Annotated in this window: 9 protein-coding genes; 4 read left to right on the forward strand and 5 right to left on the reverse strand. The window is 45.3% G+C overall.

Annotated features, from left to right (window positions below):
- Window positions 1-79 precede the first annotated feature (79 nt).
- Window positions 80-385, forward strand: coding sequence for a hypothetical protein (locus BGX14_RS05105; RefSeq protein WP_143394143.1), 306 nt, complete (start codon window positions 80-82; stop codon window positions 383-385).
- A gap of 26 nt (window positions 386-411) precedes the next feature.
- Complete coding sequence (locus BGX14_RS05110; protein ID WP_095879753.1) at window positions 412-1,647, forward strand: IS256 family transposase; 1,236 nt, start codon at window positions 412-414, stop codon at window positions 1,645-1,647.
- A gap of 223 nt (window positions 1,648-1,870) precedes the next feature.
- Here the strand turns inward: BGX14_RS05110 and BGX14_RS05115 are convergent, their stop codons facing one another.
- Both BGX14_RS05115 and BGX14_RS05120 read right to left on the reverse strand, forming a co-directional pair.
- Complete coding sequence (locus BGX14_RS05115) at window positions 1,871-3,649, reverse strand: hypothetical protein (protein ID WP_095879270.1); 1,779 nt, start codon at window positions 3,647-3,649, stop codon at window positions 1,871-1,873.
- A gap of 8 nt (window positions 3,650-3,657) precedes the next feature.
- A complete protein-coding gene (locus BGX14_RS05120; protein WP_143394144.1) occupies window positions 3,658-9,948 on the reverse strand; it encodes a neuraminidase-like domain-containing protein in 6,291 nt (2,096 codons plus the stop codon).
- Between the two features lie 136 nt (window positions 9,949-10,084).
- Between BGX14_RS05120 and BGX14_RS05125 the strand changes: the two genes are divergently transcribed.
- Complete coding sequence (locus BGX14_RS05125) at window positions 10,085-11,437, forward strand: IS5 family transposase (protein WP_198951155.1); 1,353 nt, start codon at window positions 10,085-10,087, stop codon at window positions 11,435-11,437.
- Window positions 11,438-11,441: 4 nt separating this feature from the next.
- Here BGX14_RS05125 and BGX14_RS05130 read toward each other — a convergent pair whose 3' ends face one another.
- Window positions 11,442-14,042 (reverse strand): hypothetical protein, encoded by a 2,601-nt coding sequence (locus BGX14_RS05130; RefSeq protein WP_095879272.1) that lies wholly within the window; start codon window positions 14,040-14,042, stop codon window positions 11,442-11,444.
- Window positions 14,043-14,289: 247 nt separating this feature from the next.
- Entirely contained in the window at window positions 14,290-17,508 is a 3,219-nt protein-coding gene (gene carB, locus BGX14_RS05135) for a carbamoyl-phosphate synthase large subunit (protein ID WP_095879781.1), read from the reverse strand.
- Window positions 17,509-17,833: 325 nt separating this feature from the next.
- Between carB and BGX14_RS05140 the strand changes: the two genes are divergently transcribed.
- A complete protein-coding gene (locus BGX14_RS05140) occupies window positions 17,834-18,553 on the forward strand; it encodes a phosphatase PAP2 family protein (RefSeq protein WP_095879273.1) in 720 nt (239 codons plus the stop codon).
- Here BGX14_RS05140 and murD read toward each other — a convergent pair.
- The gene (murD, locus tag BGX14_RS05145; RefSeq protein ID WP_095879782.1) at window positions 18,550-19,872 is read right to left on the reverse strand and encodes a UDP-N-acetylmuramoyl-L-alanine--D-glutamate ligase; all 1,323 of its coding nucleotides are present in this window, start codon (window positions 19,870-19,872) and stop codon (window positions 18,550-18,552) included. The two genes, BGX14_RS05140 and murD, sit on opposite strands and share 4 nt — an antisense overlap.
- Between the last annotated feature and the right edge of the window lie 2 nt (window positions 19,873-19,874).

Below are 19,874 nucleotides of genomic sequence, written 5' to 3' on the forward strand. Positions count from 1 at the left end.
GTAAAATCAGAATATGAAATACTGCAAATTTTTGCTTTATATTGGATTTACGATAGTAATGATTTTTTCTATAGGCTGTATGCCTGCGGAATATGAAAGTAGTTACAGTTCGAACAATAGCTTTGATATTGATAGAATTAGTATAGTTGCTGAAGACAGTTTTTTGTTAGGCTTTATAAAGAAACAGAATTGGTTTGATTCTATTGGAATTGAAAATTATAAACCGTTTTCTGACACTTTAAATAAAAAAAATGATACTTCTGCAGCCAAAAAGATTTATCCTCGAATAGAACCTGTTGGTAATTCTGTTCAGCCTATGACTTTTGAAATAAATTTTATGACTCTATCCATAAAACTGTGTCATTCACCACCAAGCATCATTTGAAAAATGATGTAAATTGAGGAACTATGATGACACACGAAGAATATAAAGAGATGATCAAAAAAGCAGCATCTCAGTTCAAAACAGGAAAGCCAATTTTTGGCAAAGACGGAGCATTTCACCAAGTATTGGAAGATTTTTTGAATGCTGCATTAGAAGCGGAAATGGATGTTCATTTGGAAAAAACAAAGCCCGAAAATCGAGAAAATCGGCGCAATGGGAAAATGCCGAAAGAGATAAAAACGGCATACGGAGCAGTCCAAATAAACACGCCTAGAGACCGCGAAGGAAGCTTTAATCCTGAGATTGTGAAGAAACGTCAAACCGTGCTTGCCGAAGGTCTTGCAGACCGAATTATCGGCCTTTACGGACTCGGACAAAGTATGCGCGATATTCAAAAATATTTGGAAGATGATTTTGGCGAATACATTTCAGCCGATACCATTAGCAACATCACAGAACGCGTGTGGCCAGAGATTAACGAATGGAGAACGAGACGTTTAGAAACGGTTTATCCCATCGTTTGGATGGACGCAATTCATTACAAAGTAAAAGATGAATCAGGCATCGTAACAACGCGAGCAATTTACAATGTCATCGGTGTTGATTCAAATGGTTACAAAGATTTGCTAGGCATGTATGTGTCGCAAAGCGAGGGTGCAAAATTCTGGATGCAAGTCCTTTCCGATTTGAAAAATCGCGGAGTGGAAGACATTCTCATCGCTTGTGTAGACGGACTTTCAGGCTTTCCGGACGCAATAGAATCCGTGTTTCCAAAGACCAATGTTCAGTTGTGTGTAGTGCATCAAATTCGAAATTCACTCAAGTACATTAACGCAAAATCACAAAAAGAATTTTTGAAAGAACTGAAGTTAGTTTATGCGGCATCGACCAAAACGGAAGCCGAAATTGCACTAAAAAAATTAGAAGAAAATTGGGCAAAAAAATATCCAATCGTCATTCAATCTTGGAAAGAAAAATGGGATAAACTTTCGTGTTATTTTGATTATCCAAGTGAAATTCGTCGCATTATTTATACGACAAATACTGTCGAAGGTTATCATCGCCAAATTCGAAAAGTGACAAAAACAAAAGGTCTGTTTCCAAATGATGACTCGCTTGTAAAACTCGTGTACTTGGCGTATCGAAATATCAAAAAGAAGTGGAAAAAGCCATTGCAAAACTGGACAACTTGCGTACAAAAATTATCGATTCTTTTTGGTCAAAGATTTAATCCACTCAACTTAAATCAAATTCCAAAATGAATTTTCTCCGCCCCCAAACGGAAACACAAAAACTTTAATTGGATGATTTTTTTTCAAACAAGGAATGATAATTTTATCATTTCTTGTTATATTTGAATTGCTTCAAAAGGAGAAATTTGAAGTTGTCGCAAAGACAAAATCGAGTTGAAAAAACATCGCTTTGATTTTGCTTTTCGCTTCTTCAATTTTGAAATTTCAAAGCTCTTTTTTTAGCTAACAAAAACTAAATGACACAGTTTATTTGACAGAACCCATTGAATTCACTATTACTTACGATTCCACTTTCAAAATTCCTGGCAACCAATCCCCCAGATCTTGGCCTAGAAATGGTATCCCGGCTAACCCCTCCAGCAATAACCCCTTCACGTAACAGAAGTGAATCCTTTTCATGAGACGACACTCCCAAAATTTGGGCAGAGCAAAAAGAACTATCGATAACACCACTATTGTATAAAGCTATACATCCACTCATACTTCCGTTAAATTCTGCATCAGTAACCCTTACTTTATTTATCGATCCCCTTGTATATCCAAATAAACCAGACCATTTAGAATCTAAATCTGTGTAGAGTTTAGATATAGAGAAACCATTACCATTAAACGTTCCAGCAAAAGGTGATTCGCGAGTTCCTATAGGAACCCAGATGTGTGAAGCGATATCAGAAGAATTTAAATTTGCCGAAAGTTCAATTTTTTTACCATTAAAATCATCGTGAAAACCGCTTTTGTTGCTATTCGCAATCACCGCAAGTCCCGCTAACTGCTTAATTGAAGATATTTTGAAATTTGTTTGACCTGAACTATACCAAGAGACATCGTAGTTACCATCATCCGTCCATAAATCCCGTTCCAACGAATCGACATCTACCAAATATGAATAGCCTGCAGGATTAATATTCCATTTTTTATAGACATCATAATCTAATTGTTCCTCGACCCAACTATTCAGTACAGCATTGAGAGAAATCAAATACCCTTGTTCATCATCATCGTCTTGAATAGGTTTACTTACTACACCCTTGTTTTGAATAGAATTTTGATCAATTACCGTATAATGTTCTGCATTGCTATAATATCGATTTAATTCATATTCAGTTCCAGAATATCGTTTCCTCCAACACCAAGAATTCAAATACAACGTATACTGATTACTCCAAAATACATTTACATAATTATTATCTGATCCCGTCGCATTCAATGATGTATAAAAACAATAAGAGTTCTCGTAAGTTGTAGAGTCTGAATAAAGTGATAAGGAAGAATTTACCGCTTCTATTCCGCTATTTCTGATTAATGATTTTTCCGCACGTCCAACTAAAAAATGCGTTCTTTTTGCTTTAAATGCCGTATCTACAATATCCGAACTCTTTAAAACGGAACCATCTAAAGTAGCAGAATCCATAACACCGACAATATAACCAAACTTTACATTTTTCACGGATTTATACAATGCCGTTCCAATTGTGTCAATCATCGATTGATTTGCAAATAAAGTATTTTTTAAATTTTTCAGTAACGCTCCATTATAAGCCATACCTACAATGCCACCAATAGTATCATTCGCCAAATTCGTCAAGGGGAGATCATAAAAGAACCCTTTTGTATTTAAATTCAAAATTTTTCCCGATACATAACCAAATAAGCCATATAATGTATTGTTTTTATTCATGAATATGTTAGAAATAGTATATTCTCTTCCGTCAAAGATTCCTTTATACGCATGAGTAGAGTCTCTCCCAATAGGAATCCAGTTAGTCACATTTGTTGTATCGATGGACGAGTTTGCATAGCAGTTCACATTCTTCGTGAGAATGGCATTAATTTCTGTGCTACCAGAATTAACTTGATCCCGGAACCAGGCCAGCTCCGTGCATTTGGAAATTTGGTAATACTCAACACCATCAATAGTTGCCTTTGACGGCTCGGTTGAAGTCAGATAGGTTGATTGAGAAAAGGCGATGCCAATTCCCATCAAGAGTCCAATGATTATTTTCTTATCCATATGCACCTCTAATTTTTAGCCGTATAGCTAAGGTAAATGATTACATCTTCGATGGGATATTCCCCATCCTTTTTATCTAATCCAGTTATTTTAAGTTCCCATTCCGAAATAGCACCACACCCTTCAAAATGGTTTCGCTTATCAGAAGAATAACTAAAATCAAAAATTCTAGGTTCTTTATTGGCGACACTTGTTGCTAATATTTCCGGGTCTCCTAAAGAACGGAAATCCTCATCTTTTTTTGCATTCTTACAAATATCAACCATACATTTTGCTAAAGACAGCTTAGTATTCAAATAATAAGCACTTTCATTATTTAGTTTCACAATCAACCGAACATCCTTAATGCGATGAAAGTAGAAATCATCAAAATCAGCATTAAACAATTCAAGTCCAATTTTAAAACAACATTCACCAGATTCTTTTAGAGTATCTAAGACTCCACTTGATGTAACGTTTCCATTTTCAATAGTTTGTAAACTCTTGAGAGATATAGGCCTTGTAATTTCCATTTCGTGCTTGTCATTCTCAAGATAGGCTTTTTCCATCCTTCTCAAATCAAGCAGGATTTTTTCCGGGGCAAGCAAACCTTTGTAGAATGACTCCCAATAATTATTGGTAATGAACTCTGGAGTATATGTCATCAAACCATCAATTTCAAAATGATACGCCCTTTCCGCCATTTTGGCAACGTCTATCAACAAGTTAACATACTGCCTAAAGACATTGCCCAGTTCCTTTTCAAGCCAAACGTACAAGTCATTGTTCGTAAACTTCTCGCTTAGAACTTCATAGACCTGTTCAGAGCGCAGAATTTCGTTCTCGATGTTCTTGTGTTTCTTTTCGACCTGTTGTGTCTTGATTTCGTTAACGACTTCCTGTTTTTCCACTTCGACGACTTCGGCATCTGCAACCTCGTCTTCCAGGGTCCATTCCTTCTTACGGCGTTCCAGTTCGGCTTGCAACTTTGTCTTGGCGGCATCCAGCTGTCGCTGAGCAAATCGCGACGCATAGCTTTCGGCTGCACTCACTAAATTCTCGGCTAGCTTTGTTCCGCCGATGGATTCCATGTCAAATCTTGGGCCTCCGAACATATTCGTGACGGCACCGAACTTGAAATCAGGAATCTTGAACGTGGCGGAGGCCGCATTGCGGACCTTTTCGACAATTTCCTGGATTTTCGCGACCTTGTCCATCAGCTTCTGATACTTCTTTTCTGCCGTCGAAACAAGGTGCATCGCCTTTTTCTTCTTGGATGTACTCTTCTTTGCCGTTTTCTTTTCTTCAAGGCGGACTTTTTCCGCCTCCAGAGACTTGACTTCCATCTCGTGGACGGCCTTGCTTTCAGCAATTACCGCCTTGTCGCACTTGGCCTTGAACACCTGCAGTTGCTCCGCATCCTTCTTTTCAAGGATGGCAAGCAGGTTACGCCCCATTTCCGCGGCATCCTTTGCCATATCGACAGCAAGTTTGACTATCACACGGAACCGATAAATGGAACGCTTGTCGTTTGTAGAATTCAGAATAGAATCCACAGATAATCCCATCGCCCTAGCTTTCACGAGCATTCCCGGATCAATGGGTGGTGCGAACAGGGAAAGCGTCCGCTTGACACCTTCGATGTTCAGGCTGTTGCGAATCTTATAGAGCCTATCGGCAATTTTATCCCAATACGAAAACAGGGTGTCGTTTCTCGGCACGGTGAAATAGAACATGGATTCCACAATGTTCCCCGTTCGGCGTGCCCTGGCATCCATAGACCTTGCATTGACAGCCTTCGCCCTGTCCCGGCCAATAAGAGCCGAATTTTCATATTCAATGAAAGCATTGCCAAGGTCATCCGTATTCGACAACAAGTCATTCGCGGTAAGCGGTGCGGAAGGCTCAGGTTCCGGCGCTTCCGCGTTTTTGGCTCCAAGCAGTTCCGCAGCCAGCAAGTAGAATTGTATTGCCAGATTCACGGATTCCGTAGTATCCTTGGTGAACTCCAAATCGCCCCATCCAATAAGGGTGTCCAGATATTTCATCACCACATATTTCTGGTACGCCACGTTGCGATAACGTGCAATCAGATGTGGGTTGAAGGGGTCGTTCTTCCACTTATCGACAAGGGAAGAAAGTGCCGTACGGTCGGGCAACTTATCGCGATTAGTCGGAATGCCTAGCATCTGCAAGATGGACTTGTCCGCGTCCTTGTTGGCAAAGAACGGCAGGAATCTCCAGTATCTGGCACCCTTCGGCAAATCCTTGATGAAACGTTTTGTCTTTTCATACGCAGAGAAATTTTCTCTAGGATCAAATACCAGTTGCAGCCACAGCAAAGCTTCTTCGTAACTCTGTTCCGCAATCATCTTTTCGGCAATGAGCATCGGGACATAGAAGAACAGCTCCCAGTTGTACATCGCATTCGCACCGCCCCACACGAAATCCACCATGGGTGCAGGGTAGGGGCCATCCACCCCCTTCTTGTCGGGGCGATAATTGAAACGGAATATGTTCTGCCCCAAATCCCACGACTGCCAGTCTCCTGCCATATAATAGCCGAGATAGACGCTGAAATAGTAGTTGTAGTAGGAATAAGAATAGTAGTAGCTATCTGAAATGGGCAAAGCCTGCGTTTCGCGGGTATAAAGCCACTTGGTGCCGCCATCCCGATAACGCTTGTAAAATTCATCGACCAACGAATGGGAAATCAACTCGAACTTGAAATTTTTCTGTGCTTGATTTACATTGCCATCCTTCGGAACAGGCTGGACAAAGAATGTACGCCGTCCATCCATATAGAAGAACGGCAAATCTTCTATTTTGTCCTCTCCGTCCAGCGGGAGCATCGAAAGGTTCGTCGAGACTATCCTGAACAAACCGGGAGTATAATTCAAGACGGCATTGTCCTCGGGATAATAAAGGCCTTTATTTCCGCAAGTAAACTCTTCTTCTTCCTTGAAAACTCCATGAACCAGTTTCGTTCTTTCCGGGGCATAATCATAAATTACCTTTTCGGAGGAATCATAATCTATTGAAATGGAATCGCTCTCGTCAGCACCGACTGTTATCGTTGCAATCCTACGGAAGAACTGCCTTGTGTAATCGTATGTCCGTTTTGTAATCTTTTTTGTCTTGGATTGCCCCTCCATCACTTCGGTGGAACCGACAACCTCTTCAAATTCCTGGTAATGATAGCTGGTTTTCACAATGGACACAGCAATGGAATCGTCAGAAGCACTTGTTTTTAGACTGTATCTGTCCTCAATGCTTTCATTATCTCCAAGAGTAAAATCAAGCTGGTTTGTCGATGCATCGAACAGGGCGTTCTTTGACATACGGGTTCCCGTCCATTTTGTCCCTGTATAACTTGTCCAGCATATTTGAATACGAGCATAGTATTCAATCGTTTCAAGGCCGCCATCGGATGCCGCTTCTATGTTACGCTGGCCCAATGTAATTTGCGGCCAAAGCAAATATAGTCGCTGCTTTACAATGGCCGGGACAACCGATTCCGACGGGATATCCACATCGAGGCGTTCCCACGGAGTCCATTCGCCAGAAAGGATTGCCTTCGCCTTGTATTTGCGATAGTAATAGGTATGGGGTTCACCTTGAGTACGACCGATGATGTGCAAGGTGTAAAGGATTCCTCCTTCATCGCCCCCATTTTCTTTGGTCGCCCCAATAATTTCGATGTTCGATACTTCACGGATTTTTTCAAGATATTCAAAAAGGGCATTTTCAAGGCTTGTATGGTCGTCAGAAAATTCCTGAATACGCTCTTCCAGTTCTTCGAAGAAAGGAGTCTTGTCATCGCGCAAATCGGACTGAATCCAATTTTCAGGATAGAGGAACACTTTGCGGGCAGCTTCCCATACACGATAGTTCTTCATCCATTCCCATTCGCCACGTTGCCCATCATTGAGGATTCCATTTCCTTCTAGCCCCAACTCGGCACGTTGCACAAACAACTGAATCGATGCGGATGCCTGGACAATACGCGAAATGGTCATATCCGGTTCCATCTTCACATCCATCAAGTAGTACGAATAAATGTCGCTTTCGTCAACGAACTGTTGCGGGTATCTGTTCGCCTCGTCCTTGTTAGAACAGGATTCCCAGCAAACATAAGCGGCAAGGGCATCGCGCTTTTTCTTGCGCAAATCATCGTTCATTTCCTGAGCAAACTTAAGCCATTCGGAAGTCTTGGTGTGATCCTTGACAGACATTTCCAAACTTCTTACCACAGCCTTGTATGCGACCTGTTCATTTTCAAGGTATTCTGTATCATCTTCATCTAGAAGATGATTTAATTGCTTCGGCGACAAGTGCGTTTTGGAATAAAGTTCATAATAGCGGGCAATGCAGAACCACTTTTCTAGTGAATTTTCAAAGGTCTTGCCACCACAATCATACAATTCATCCAAATCAGATTTTTCTAAACCTAATTCCTCTGCCAGGGATTCCTTGTCATTTGCATATCGATTTTCAAGGGACATAAAATCGAAATCGCCCGAAAGCAGTCTGTCCGTCACATAATTTGCATAAATCAATGGTTTGAGATTTTCATATTCAATAACCACCATCGTGTCATTGACAAAAATTGTCGTTCGCAGGTCTATTCCCTGTACATAATTCTGAGTATAATTGTATACAGAGACCCTTCTTGTTAAGTTTGCATATAGTGCATAGGATTGTTTAGATAACCTAGGCTTTTCCTCGTTTTCTTTATCCCAACTGCCTAGAGTTTCCACATAATTTTTTGCATCATCATAGAATCTCTCCCAATCAAGAATATCATCTTTGGAACTCAAGGCATTGCCAAATCCTTCGGCAATACCAAATTCGGCAAAAACAAGCAAACGTAAATTCTGCTGTGTTTCATCAAGCAAATCTGGAACCGAAGCTTCATCATCAACATTAAATTTTTCGCAAAAATCAGAACTATATAGATTTGATGCAAAGGTTTCCGCAGCAGCCTCTTCCTCTTCAGTTACAGGAGAAAGCAATTTTACATAGAAATCGGCATCAATGGATGTTCCGCTGATAATTCGCCACTCATCGGCGAACCTACGGAGTGCAGTCAAGCCGTCAAAATCTTCACTCAAATTCTCGTTCAAAATGTTATTGTTTCTCAAAATCCACAATGCGTCAATCGACATGCCAAAAGTTTTTAGCAAGAGAACCGACCGATAAAATTCCTGCATCAGGTTCACAGCAGATTCGTCAGACAAACCGTTCTTGACATACTTGTAAATTGCAATAGCTTCGTCCTTTTCCATGCCAAAGCCTGTTTTCGCAATTTTTACAAAATCCCTTTGGGTCAATTGGACATTTTCGGCAATTGGTGTTGCCAACTGGAAAATTTCATTCAGCACATCGATCGACAGTAACCCAGCATTGCCCATTACATAGGCTTCCCGTACCGTTACACCATAACGGGAACACATTTCACAAATGACATCCAACTGGTCAATGTTCAAATCAAAGGTCAGTAGCAAGTCCTGCAAATCCCAGCTCAAAATATTTTTTCTATGTAACAGGACTGCAATCTTCTTGAAAAAATCAGCCCAACCGGAAAATTCCGTATTTCTTCCCACAAATTGATAACCGTCAATATTCGCAAGCTGATAGTATTCGGAATCCTTGGCCTTATACTTGACTTCACGGAAATGACTATCTTCAAGAATCACATTCAGGTCTTGAATCGTCAAACCAGAACGTTGCAAGAAAATTGAAAGGTTGCAGAGAACATTGATATAGGAACCTGCTATATAATCGTTCTTGTTTGGCATCAAAACTCGATTACCACTTTGATTAAGCCCCCACATTTCCCATGTTGGAATTTCAGTCAATGGAGTAGTGGAAATCAAATCTCTCTGCGTGGAATCCAAACGAAGTTCCCTTGTCGTGATTCCAGCGGATTCCGCTATGTCGTAAAAATGGAGCGACAGGTTAGAAAGGATTTTCCTCACCTTTTCGCGGTCAAGGTTCAGCGGGAGCGAAATGGGATAGACGCTTTGCGAAAGTTTTTGCAGGGCAGCTTTTTCTATTGTCGTATCACCTATCGCATAATCGAAAGGCAAAGGTTCCGCACGGAGTTCCTCGGCTGTGGCTTCCTTCGGGTTGTTGTTTGCGACAGGATAGGCAAAACCAGTGCTTGTGCTGACTGGTCCCGCAACAAGAGCCTCCAACAGCTCTATGCCTAAATCAATGGTGGGCATGGAGACTTCTGCATTGGCCTTGGTGAGTTCCAAGTTCAGGTAATCGGGGCGGCGTTTTGTGAATGCGTTGTAGGCACCGCTCTTTTTCAAGAATTTCAAAAGATCTATATAGTCGTCCCTTAAAATCCCGCCCAGCCCGCATAACTGTTGGGAAAAATTGATTTCTACCCTGTGAAATTATTGCAAGGATTTCTAAAATGGGATTAAAAACCTTGCAATTTTTCCCATGTATAGACCTCCGAAATCCCACGCACAGACAAGCCTTTTCTGTTCCCTTGAGGAGCAGTTGAACCACAAGCATCCCCTTTACGTTCTTGCGAACAAGATTGACTGGAACAAGTTCGAGACCGAGTTTTCGAAACTGTTTGACGACAAAATGGGTGCGCCGAACAAGCCGATCCGTCTCATGACCGGGCTCATCATCCTGAAGCACATCCGCAACGTATCGGACGAGTCCGTCGTGGAGCAGTTCCAGGAAAACGCCTATTACCAGTACTTTTGCGGAGAACGGTTCTTCTCGACGGAGCAACCCTGCGACCCGAGCGAACTTGTCCACTTCCGGCATAAGATCGGCGAGGAAGGCTTGGACATGATCCTCAAGGAAAGTATCCTCGTCAACGATGACCACGATAAACAAGGACCGACAGGATGCGGCACGGTCTTTCTTGACACGACCGTGCAGGAAAAGAACATCACGTTCCCTACAGACGCCAAACTTGCGAACAAGATAATAGATCAGGTGCAGAAAATTGTGGAAGAACGCGGCCTTCCGCAGAGACAGTCCTACAAGAGAACCTTGAAGAAGATTCATCGTGACCAGCGTTTCCGCAATCACCCGAAAAACGCCAAAAAGGCTCACAAGGCGGATCGCAGGCTGAAGACAATCGCGGGACGGCTCGTCCGTGAATTAGAGCGAAATCTCGCCAGCAAGAACTTGTTGAACACGTACAAAGGAAAAATCGAGCTTTTCAAAAAAGTTCTGGCACAGAAGAAATGCGACAAGGACAAGGTCTATTCGCTTCACGAACCCGAAGTAAAATGCATCGGCAAGGGCAAGGAACACAAGAAATACGAGTTCGGCAACAAGGTGTCAATCGCCCGGAGCTACAACGGTATCATTGTCGGCGCGGTCTCGTTCCGGGACGAGTATGACGGACATACGATAGACGATACGCTTGACCATGTTGAACAAATGCTTGGATTCAGGCCGAGCCGGGCCGCATGCGACCGAGGCTACCGCGGACAAAAGGAATCCGGAACGACAAAGATCGTGATACCGGACGTTCCGAAGAAAAACGCGACTTACTACCAGAAGAAAAAGGCTCACAAGCTTTTTTGCAAGAGGGCTGGCATCGAACCAATCAATGGTCACTTGAAGAGCGACCACCGCATGGGTCGCAACTTCTACAAGGGAATCTTTGGCGACATGCTCAATGCAAAGCTTGCAGCAGCGGCGTTCAACTTCAAGAGGGCCATGAGGCGCTTTTTTGTCCTGTTGGAATGGCTATACTGTTGCTTCCTTTGCCGGGAAGGGGTGAATAAAAACGGCGAACCTCCTTATCCTGCGCTCGCGAAGTGACTTTTTAAGGGGCAACTATATAATATGCGGAAGCACTTAATACGGATTGACCTTCCGTTGCCTTGGCATAGTTAATCTTGCCAAAAAGTTTCGCCCAGTTGACCGTATCCCGCGTGGCCGTCCTTTCGCTTGCAATATTTGTAGAAGATGTTCTTTTAGGAGCCGCTAATTTCACGGAGGCAGAAACCGTTCGAGGAAGCGAAGGCAGAGTTTCATCATCTTCCGTTGATGAATCAGATGCGTAAGCCTGTATATTTAAAGTTGCTTCAACAACATAGTTTTCTGCAAGGCGATGAATCTGTTTAGCATCTTCGGTTTTGCCGATTCCATTTCCATATCGAGCCACAAATAATTCTTCATCCATTGAAGCAATTTTGTATGCAGAATCAAAACCCTCTTTAACCAAATAGGCTATCGCGATGGCACAGTCCGTCAAGTGGAACAGACGCTGAAGTTGCTGTATCTTTTCCTTAGAATCATCGCTTACGGAAATGTTGGTATTTGCTTTCAGGAATTCCCCCAAATCCGTATTGGACAGAGAGAAATCTTTCCAATCTGCCCCCTGCAAAATCAAGCAGACATCTTTCCAGTCTTGCATCAAATTAACGAATTCTGTATCAAGCTCAACCGAGACCGATTCTCCTGCATTTTCATCAGGTTCTTCAGTTTGTGCCGTAGCGGAAGCGATGAAGTCATCGAATTTCTTTTCCAAATCAACGAGTAAAGCCTGCTGCGGAAACCACGTCTTGATGAGTTCCGCTAGTTTCCGAACATAGATAGTCTTCTTTAGCGAAGTATTTGTTCCGGGGAATTCAGGAGGCAAGGCCTGAGGGTAAGTTGTTGTGGTTTCATTGTCCACCGTGACCTTGGTGGCTATTCCGAACTGCTTGCCATAATTGGTGGCGACGGCTTCGACGACGCTTACCCAATCGGATTCAAATAGCCTGACAAAATCCGCCAGCCGTTCAAATTCGAAATCATTCTTAGTGCATGCGTAGTGATAAGTGCAAACCACGCCGTCCGCAAATTTTTCAAAGAAATCATTCAAATCAAAAACGGTCTTTAATTTTGAAACTTCCACATTGGTAAGACGCGGATATTCCACCAGATTCTTGATGTCCGTCCCCGATTGTATCGAAGTTTCACCGGAATCTGTAGTGGTCTCTTCGGAATCTGCTTGCTCCTCTGCTTCATCGGGCAATGCATTCTTTTGCAAGACCTTTATCAAGGCATCCGTCTTTGCCCCCACATGGAAATAGGCATCCAGCAATTTTGCAAAAAGAGGATCAGAAAAACTATCTTTTGAAATTTCGGAATAATAACGGGGAGAATCACTCTCCACAATAGGCAAATCTCCCGTCAGATACAAAAACAGCAGTTGGTTGATGGAAAGAGAGGGGTCCTCATTTTCTACATCATCGGCAGATACTCCCTCGCCTAGCAACTGTTGCCAGAGTTCCAGAAATTTGTTCGTATCGACGCAGATGAGACCATCCGATGCCGCCCCAAACAAGATTTTTTGTAACGAGGTCGGCTTCTGCTTTGTAATTTGATATAGTGTCGAAATATCTTCGCGGAGAGCCAAAGCGAAGAACACTTCGCACCAGTATCTTTTTTCTTCGTTTTCTTGAAGTGCTTCGTATTTTTCGGTGGTTTTTGCCGTGTTGTATCTGTTCAGGAGTTGATAGTAAAGTCCGTAGGCAACGAAATAGGCGTGGACTATGGATTCGGTCAGACGTTCGCGCCCTGCCACTAATGGGAATGCCGTATTCGATTTCAGGAATGTCGTAATGGCCGCAGTTTTCTCTGTCAAGCTGGAGCCACCATATTCCGAGAATACCGCCTCATGGTAAATGTTTAGCAGGTCATCCAGTTTTTCAAATTCACATTTGAATGTTTTTTGCTTACTCTTTAGAATGAAATTTATTTCTTGGTCGGTCTTTCCATTGAATACAAGATGCTCTATGGCGAGCGATTTAAAAGATCCATTGACAAGTTCAAAGACTTCCGCATAGAGAGACACTTTATCCTTGCCATAATCTTCTTTAGAATCTAGTAGAAGACCTGTAGGGAGCAATGTAGAATTGTAGCAGATTTCGTATTTGCCATCCGTATCCGTTTCGATTGTTCCCAGTTCAATTTTTTTGAATCGTCTAGTTGTGCTGGTTGCTGCTACAGTTTCCTCAAAATGCAAACAATAGGCAATCACTTTCAAACCAGAAAGGATATTGCCCTGCTCATTTTTAACAGTACCAAATACCGAACAATCCCCGTTTTGCCCCGCTGGTTTTAGAATATCAATAGGTCCGATGTTCAATGTGGAATCGGGCTGATTGTAGGTGCCTGATGTCCAAAGAAGGTTCCCCTGATAGTCATATACTCTAACCTGAAGCGTAGGGTACTCTAAAGCTTCATCGCCCTCCTGAAAGTTCCATCTAGAAAAAGTTAGCGTAAAGGATCCGTCGGCAGATATGTCTGATTCGGCTATTTGGCTAAATTCTCCGTTCTTGTAATTGTAGGCATAGACTTTTCCCTCGCTAAAAGCGACTCCGCCTTTGTTCAAATTTCCCGAGACGGTCCATACTTCTGCTACCGGATAAGCCATAAATGCCCTCAATTCTTGTACAGTTTACAAGTTAAATATACCTTTACTCTCTGAAACTAGAAAAGACTTTTTGAAATTTTGGACGATATAGGGAAAAGTGCCGATTTTTGGTAATTTTCGTCAATTCAAAAGTCCTCCCCTTTCTCCATACATAAAAAGACCGCAGCATTTTATTGCTACGATCTTAAATGTTCTGGATCCTTCGACTTCACGCCTTACGGCGTTACGCTCAGGATGACACGCCTAATTAAATCTCTTCAATCGAAGCGTGGTATTCCTGCAGGCTCTTCACGGCGCCATGTCCGTTCCTTGCGGCGGCGATGCCCTTGACAGTGTTGTAGGCACCGGCGAGGGTCGTGATGTACGGAACCTTGTACTTGATAGCGGCCTTGCGGATGGCGCTTTCGTCCTTGATGGCGTCGCGCTTTGCCCACGGCGTGTTGATGATGAGGTTCACCTGCTTGTTCAGGATGATGTCGAGGACGTTCGGGCGGCCTTCGGCGATCTTGTTCACGACTTCGCACTTGACGCCGGCCTTCTCGTAGAACTTGGCGGTGCCTTCGGTAGCGTAAATCTTGAAGCCGAGCTTTTGGAATTCTTTGCCGATTTCGACGGCCTGTTCAGACAAGTTAACCTTGTCGGAGAGGCTAATCAGCACGGCACCTTCGTTCGGGAGGAAGGAACCTGCGGCTTCCTGGCTCTTGTAGTAAGCGAGGGCGTAGTCGTCGGAGAGGCCGAGGACTTCGCCGGTGGAGCGCATTTCGGGGCCGAGAACCGGGTCAACCTTGGGGAACTTGTCGAAGGGGAACACGGCTTCCTTGGCGCCGTGGTGGTTGAACTTCTTGTCCTTGAGCTTGAGGTCTTCGAGCTTCGCGCCGAGCATGAGGCGGGTCGCGAGGCGGGCCATCTGGGTGTTACAGACCTTGGAGACCAGAGGCACCGTGCGGCTTGCGCGCGGGTTCGCTTCGAGGACGAACACCTTGCCGTCTTCGATGGCGTACTGCATGTTCATGAGGCCGCACACGTGGAGGGCTTCGGCAATCTTCCTGGTGTAATCCTTGATGGTTGCCAAGTTTTCCTTCGTGATGGTCACCGGCGGGATGATGCAGGCGGAGTCACCGGAATGGACACCGGCAAGTTCCACGTGTTCCATCACGGACGGGATGTAAACGTGTTCACCATCGGAGAGGGCGTCGGCTTCGCATTCCAAAGCGTTGTGGAGGAAGCGGTCGATGAGGAGCGGACGGTCCGGGGTCACACCCACAGCCTTCGCCACGTATTCGCGGAGCATGTTTTCGTCGTAGATGACTTCCATGCCGCGGCCGCCAAGCACGAAGCTCGGGCGAATCATCACCGGGTAGCCACCGATCTGCTTGACGCAAGCGAGGGCTTCGTCGATGTTCGTGGCCATGCCGCTTTCCGGCATCGGGATTTCCAGCTGGTCCATCATCTTGCGGAACAAATCGCGGTCTTCGGCGATGTCGATAGAGTCAATGCTCGTACCGAGAATCTTGACGCCTTCGTCGCTCAAAGCGCGGGCGATGTTCAGCGGGGTCTGGCCACCGAACTGCACGATCACGCCAGCCGGCTTTTCCTTGTGGTAAATCTGGAGCACGTCTTCCAAAGAAACCGGTTCGAAGTACAGCTTGTCGGAGGTATCGTAGTCGGTAGAGACCGTTTCGGGGTTGCAGTTCACCATGATGGTTTCGTAACCCATTTCGCGGAGAGCCATTGCAGCGTGGCAGCAGCAGTAGTCGAATTCAATGCCCTGACCGATTCTGTTCGGGCCACCGCCGAGAATCATAATCTTCTTCGGGTTGGTGGAAGCGGTAGATTCGTCCTTGCAGTTGTAGGTGCTGTAGTAGTAGTACTGGTCCTTCACGCCGCTCACCGGCACGGCACACCAGCCTTCGACCACGCCGAGTTCGGTACGCTTCTTGCGCACGTCCTTCTCGCGGATGCCGAGGATCTTGGCAATATACTTGTCGCTGAAGCCGTCCTTCTTGGCCTTGATGAGGAGTTCATCGGCAGGCAGGCGGCCCGGAGTCTTGAGCATTTCTTCTTCGAGTTCCACGAGTTCGCGCATCTGCTGCACGAAGTAGGCCTTTTCGTAGGTGGCGGCGAAGATTTCTTCGTCGGTAGCACCCTTACGGATGGCTTCGTACATCTGGAAGTGACGTTCGGAAGAAGCGGTCTTCATCATTTCGAGGAGTTCTTCCTTGCTCTTCTTGTTGAAGTCCTTCGCAAAGCCGAGGCCGGAGCGACCGTTTTCGAGACCGCGGATAGCCTTCTGGAGGGTTTCCTTGTATGTCTTGCCGATAGCCATGACTTCGCCCACAGCCTTCATCTGGGTGCCGAGGCAGTCATCGACGCCACGGAACTTTTCGAATGCCCAGCGTGCGAACTTGAGCACCACGTAGTCACCGCTCGGGGTGTACTTTTCGAGACTTCCATCGCGCCAGTACGGAATCTGGTCGAGGGTAAGGCCTGCAGCGAGCTTTGCAGAAATGAGGGCGATGGGGAAACCGGTTGCCTTGGAAGCAAGAGCGGAAGAGCGGCTGGTACGCGGGTTGATTTCGATGATCACCACGCGGCCGGTCTTCGGGTCATGAGCGAACTGCACGTTGGTACCGCCAATCACGCCGATGGATTCCACAATCTTGAAGGCCTTTTCCTTCAGTTCTTCTTCGAGTTTCTTGTCGATGGTGAGGAACGGGGCTGCGCAGAAGGAGTCGCCGGTATGCACGCCCACCGGGTCGATGTTTTCGATGAAGCAGATGGCGATCATCTGGTTCTTGGAATCGCGCACGACTTCGACTTCCAGCTCTTCCCAACCGAGGATGGATTCTTCGATGAGGCACTGGTGCGTCATAGAGAGTTCGAGGCCGTTACCGCAAATGGTGCGGAGTTCTTCCACATTGTAGCAGAAACCGCCGCCTGCACCGCCCATGGTGTAAGCCGGGCGAACCACGACCGGGTAGCCGATTTCGGCCACGATCTTTTCGGCTTCTTCCACAGAGTGGCAAATGCCGGAGCGCGGGGTGTCGATGCCGAGCTTCTGCATGGTTTCCTTGAAGATTTCACGGTCTTCGCCGCGTTCGATAGCATCGAGGTTTACACCGATGACCTTCACGCCGTACTTGTCCAGCACGCCGGCCTTGCTGAGTGCTGAGGCGAGGTTCAGGCCAGTCTGACCGCCCAAGTTCGGGAGCAATGCCTGCGGGCGTTCCTTTTCGATAATCTGAGTGAGGCGGGCGACGTTCAGCGGTTCGATGTAGGTGGCATCGGCCATGACCGGATCGGTCATGATGGTAGCCGGGTTAGAGTTCACGAGCACAATCTTGTAACCCTGTTCGCGAAGCGCCTTGCAAGCCTGGGTGCCAGAGTAGTCGAATTCACAAGCCTGACCGATAACAATCGGACCAGAACCGATGATAAGGACTTTGTCGATGCCTTGAAGTTTCATAAAATTCTCCATGAGTTAAATCCATAAAAAAAACGCCGAACCAAAAGATTCAGCGTTCCAAAAACAATTCGATTTAGAAATGGGAAGGGCGGAAAATCCTGCCGAACAGGAAGACGCAAGAGTAAATTTATTCATCGAAACCGAAATCATTTACTTTTCCATTTCTTGAAAACTTAAATTGGTTCAAATTTAAACAAAATGGAGAACTTTCAACCCATTATCCCTCAAAAAAAATGCAAAATTGTTCTTTTTAACAAAAAACGTCAGTTTTTCCACACGCCGTTCCGCACGTTAAAAAATATATTGTGAAAAACAGGAACTCAGAATGAAATTTTTTCCCATCCTTTTCTGCATCAGCGCGACAGCCCTCGTAACACTCGGTTTTGCGAAAGAAAAAATCCAATTCGTCAAACCAGAGGATATGCCCAAAGCCTTTTCTTTTTTACCGCCGCCACCAGAAAAAGGAAGCCTTTCCTATGCCGCGGACAGCGTCCGGTATTTGCAAGGAAAAGCGCAACGAAATTCTCCCCGCGGGGATTCCGCCATCCAGCACGCCAACGGCAAGCCCGCCTCCCTGCTGAAATTTTTTGGCTCCGCCATCGGCATCCCTTTAAACGAAAACGATTACCCCATCACAGCAAGCCTTGTCCGCAGTGTTTCCAAAGCGACAAAAGCGACCATTAAAGAAACTAAAAAGACCTACGCGAGGCACAGACCCTATCAGGATTTTAAGGAGCCGACATCCGTTCCAAGCGAAGAATCGCCAACGGATTTTACTTCGTACCCGTCCGGGCATACGACAAGAGCCTGGGCCGTGGCACTCCTCTTTGTGATGCTGGATCCCGCACATCAAAACGAAATTCTGAAAATGGGATACGAAATGGGGCAAAGCCGTGTGATAGCCGGATTCCATTACCAGAGCGATGTCGATGCCGCTAGACTTGCCGCCAGCGCCGCTTTCGCCCGTCTCTGCGCCGAGCCGCAGTTTTTAGAAATGGTGCAAAAAGCAAAACAGGAAATTCGCCAGAAAAAATCCTCGCCTTAAAACGCATCCACCAGTTTGTCGAAAGCTTCACCACGAGCCTTGTAATTTTTGAAAAGGCCAAAGCTTGCGCACGCCGGAGACAGCAAAACCGCTCCGCCATTCCCTACCGAACACGCATCTGCAAATGCTTCATCAAGCCCTGAGAAAATTTTCATCGGCACAGATGTTTCCACTTGACGCAAAGCGTCCTGCATCCGTTCGGCAGTCGCTCCGATAAGCGCAATGCGTTTTAAATTTTGTATTCCAGCAAGAGTCCGAGCCAGTTCCGAGAAATCCGCGTTCTTTTCGGAGCCTCCCAAAATCAATGCGAAAGGACGGTTCATACTTTTGACGGCAGCCATCGTCGCGTCGGGTCGGGTCGCATAAGAATCGTTGTAAAAAACGATTCTTTTTTTTTCGCCTTTAAATTCCATGCGGAATTTCAAAGATTCATAATTTTTCAACGACTGCAACGCCGTCGGTACATCGGCTCCAAGCGCTTTTACCGCCAGCAGAGCCGCCGCCATATTTTCAAGCTGGAACGATCCGATTTTTTTGCAGTCCGCCAATTTTAACGTACAGCCATCGATCTTCAACGAATCCGAAGAAAATACGGCATCCGCATCTCGAGAACCATAGCACAACTTCTGCGCTCCGGATTCACGAGCGATTGCCGCAGAAGGTTCCGCATCCCGAATGTAAACGCAAAAATCCCCGCGTTTTTGCCAGCGCACCAGATTCGCTTTGGCATCCCGGTATTCTTCCACGGATTTGTGCCAATCCAAATGTTCCGTCGAAACCCGAAGCACTACCGCAACATGCGGCGAAACGGGCAAAGTCATCAGCTGAAAGGATGAAAGCTCCAAAATCGATATGCGATCGGGCGTTTCGTTTTCCAGCAGATCCAATGCAGGCACGCCAAAATTGCCGCCAATTTCGGACGGTATTCCGCAAGCGTTGAGAGCATGGCGAATCATACTGACCGTACTTCCCTTACCAAGAGTTCCCGTAACGCCGACAACCGACCGGGATTTGGTTTCTTTCAAAAAAATTTCTATCTGACTTGTTAAAGCACCGCCGTTCATCTGAAAGTGGAAAATTTCTTTTTGAAGCGGATAGACTCCCGCGGATCGCACAACCGTCACCGCGTTTTTCAAACCGTCCATGTACTTTTCTCCGCTGAAAATTTTCACATGAACGTCTGCGGGAAGTTCCGGCAGTTCCACTGGATTTTTATCCATCACGACAATTTCGCGGATTCCCTTGCGCACCAGATAACGCAAAGTACTTTTGCCTTCGATTCCAAAACCCAAAATGCCTACAGGAGCCGCTATATCCATTG

This window comes from Fibrobacter sp. UWS1, from assembly GCF_002300445.1.
Taxonomy (GTDB): Bacteria; Fibrobacterota; Fibrobacteria; order Fibrobacterales; family Fibrobacteraceae; genus Hallerella; species Hallerella intestinalis.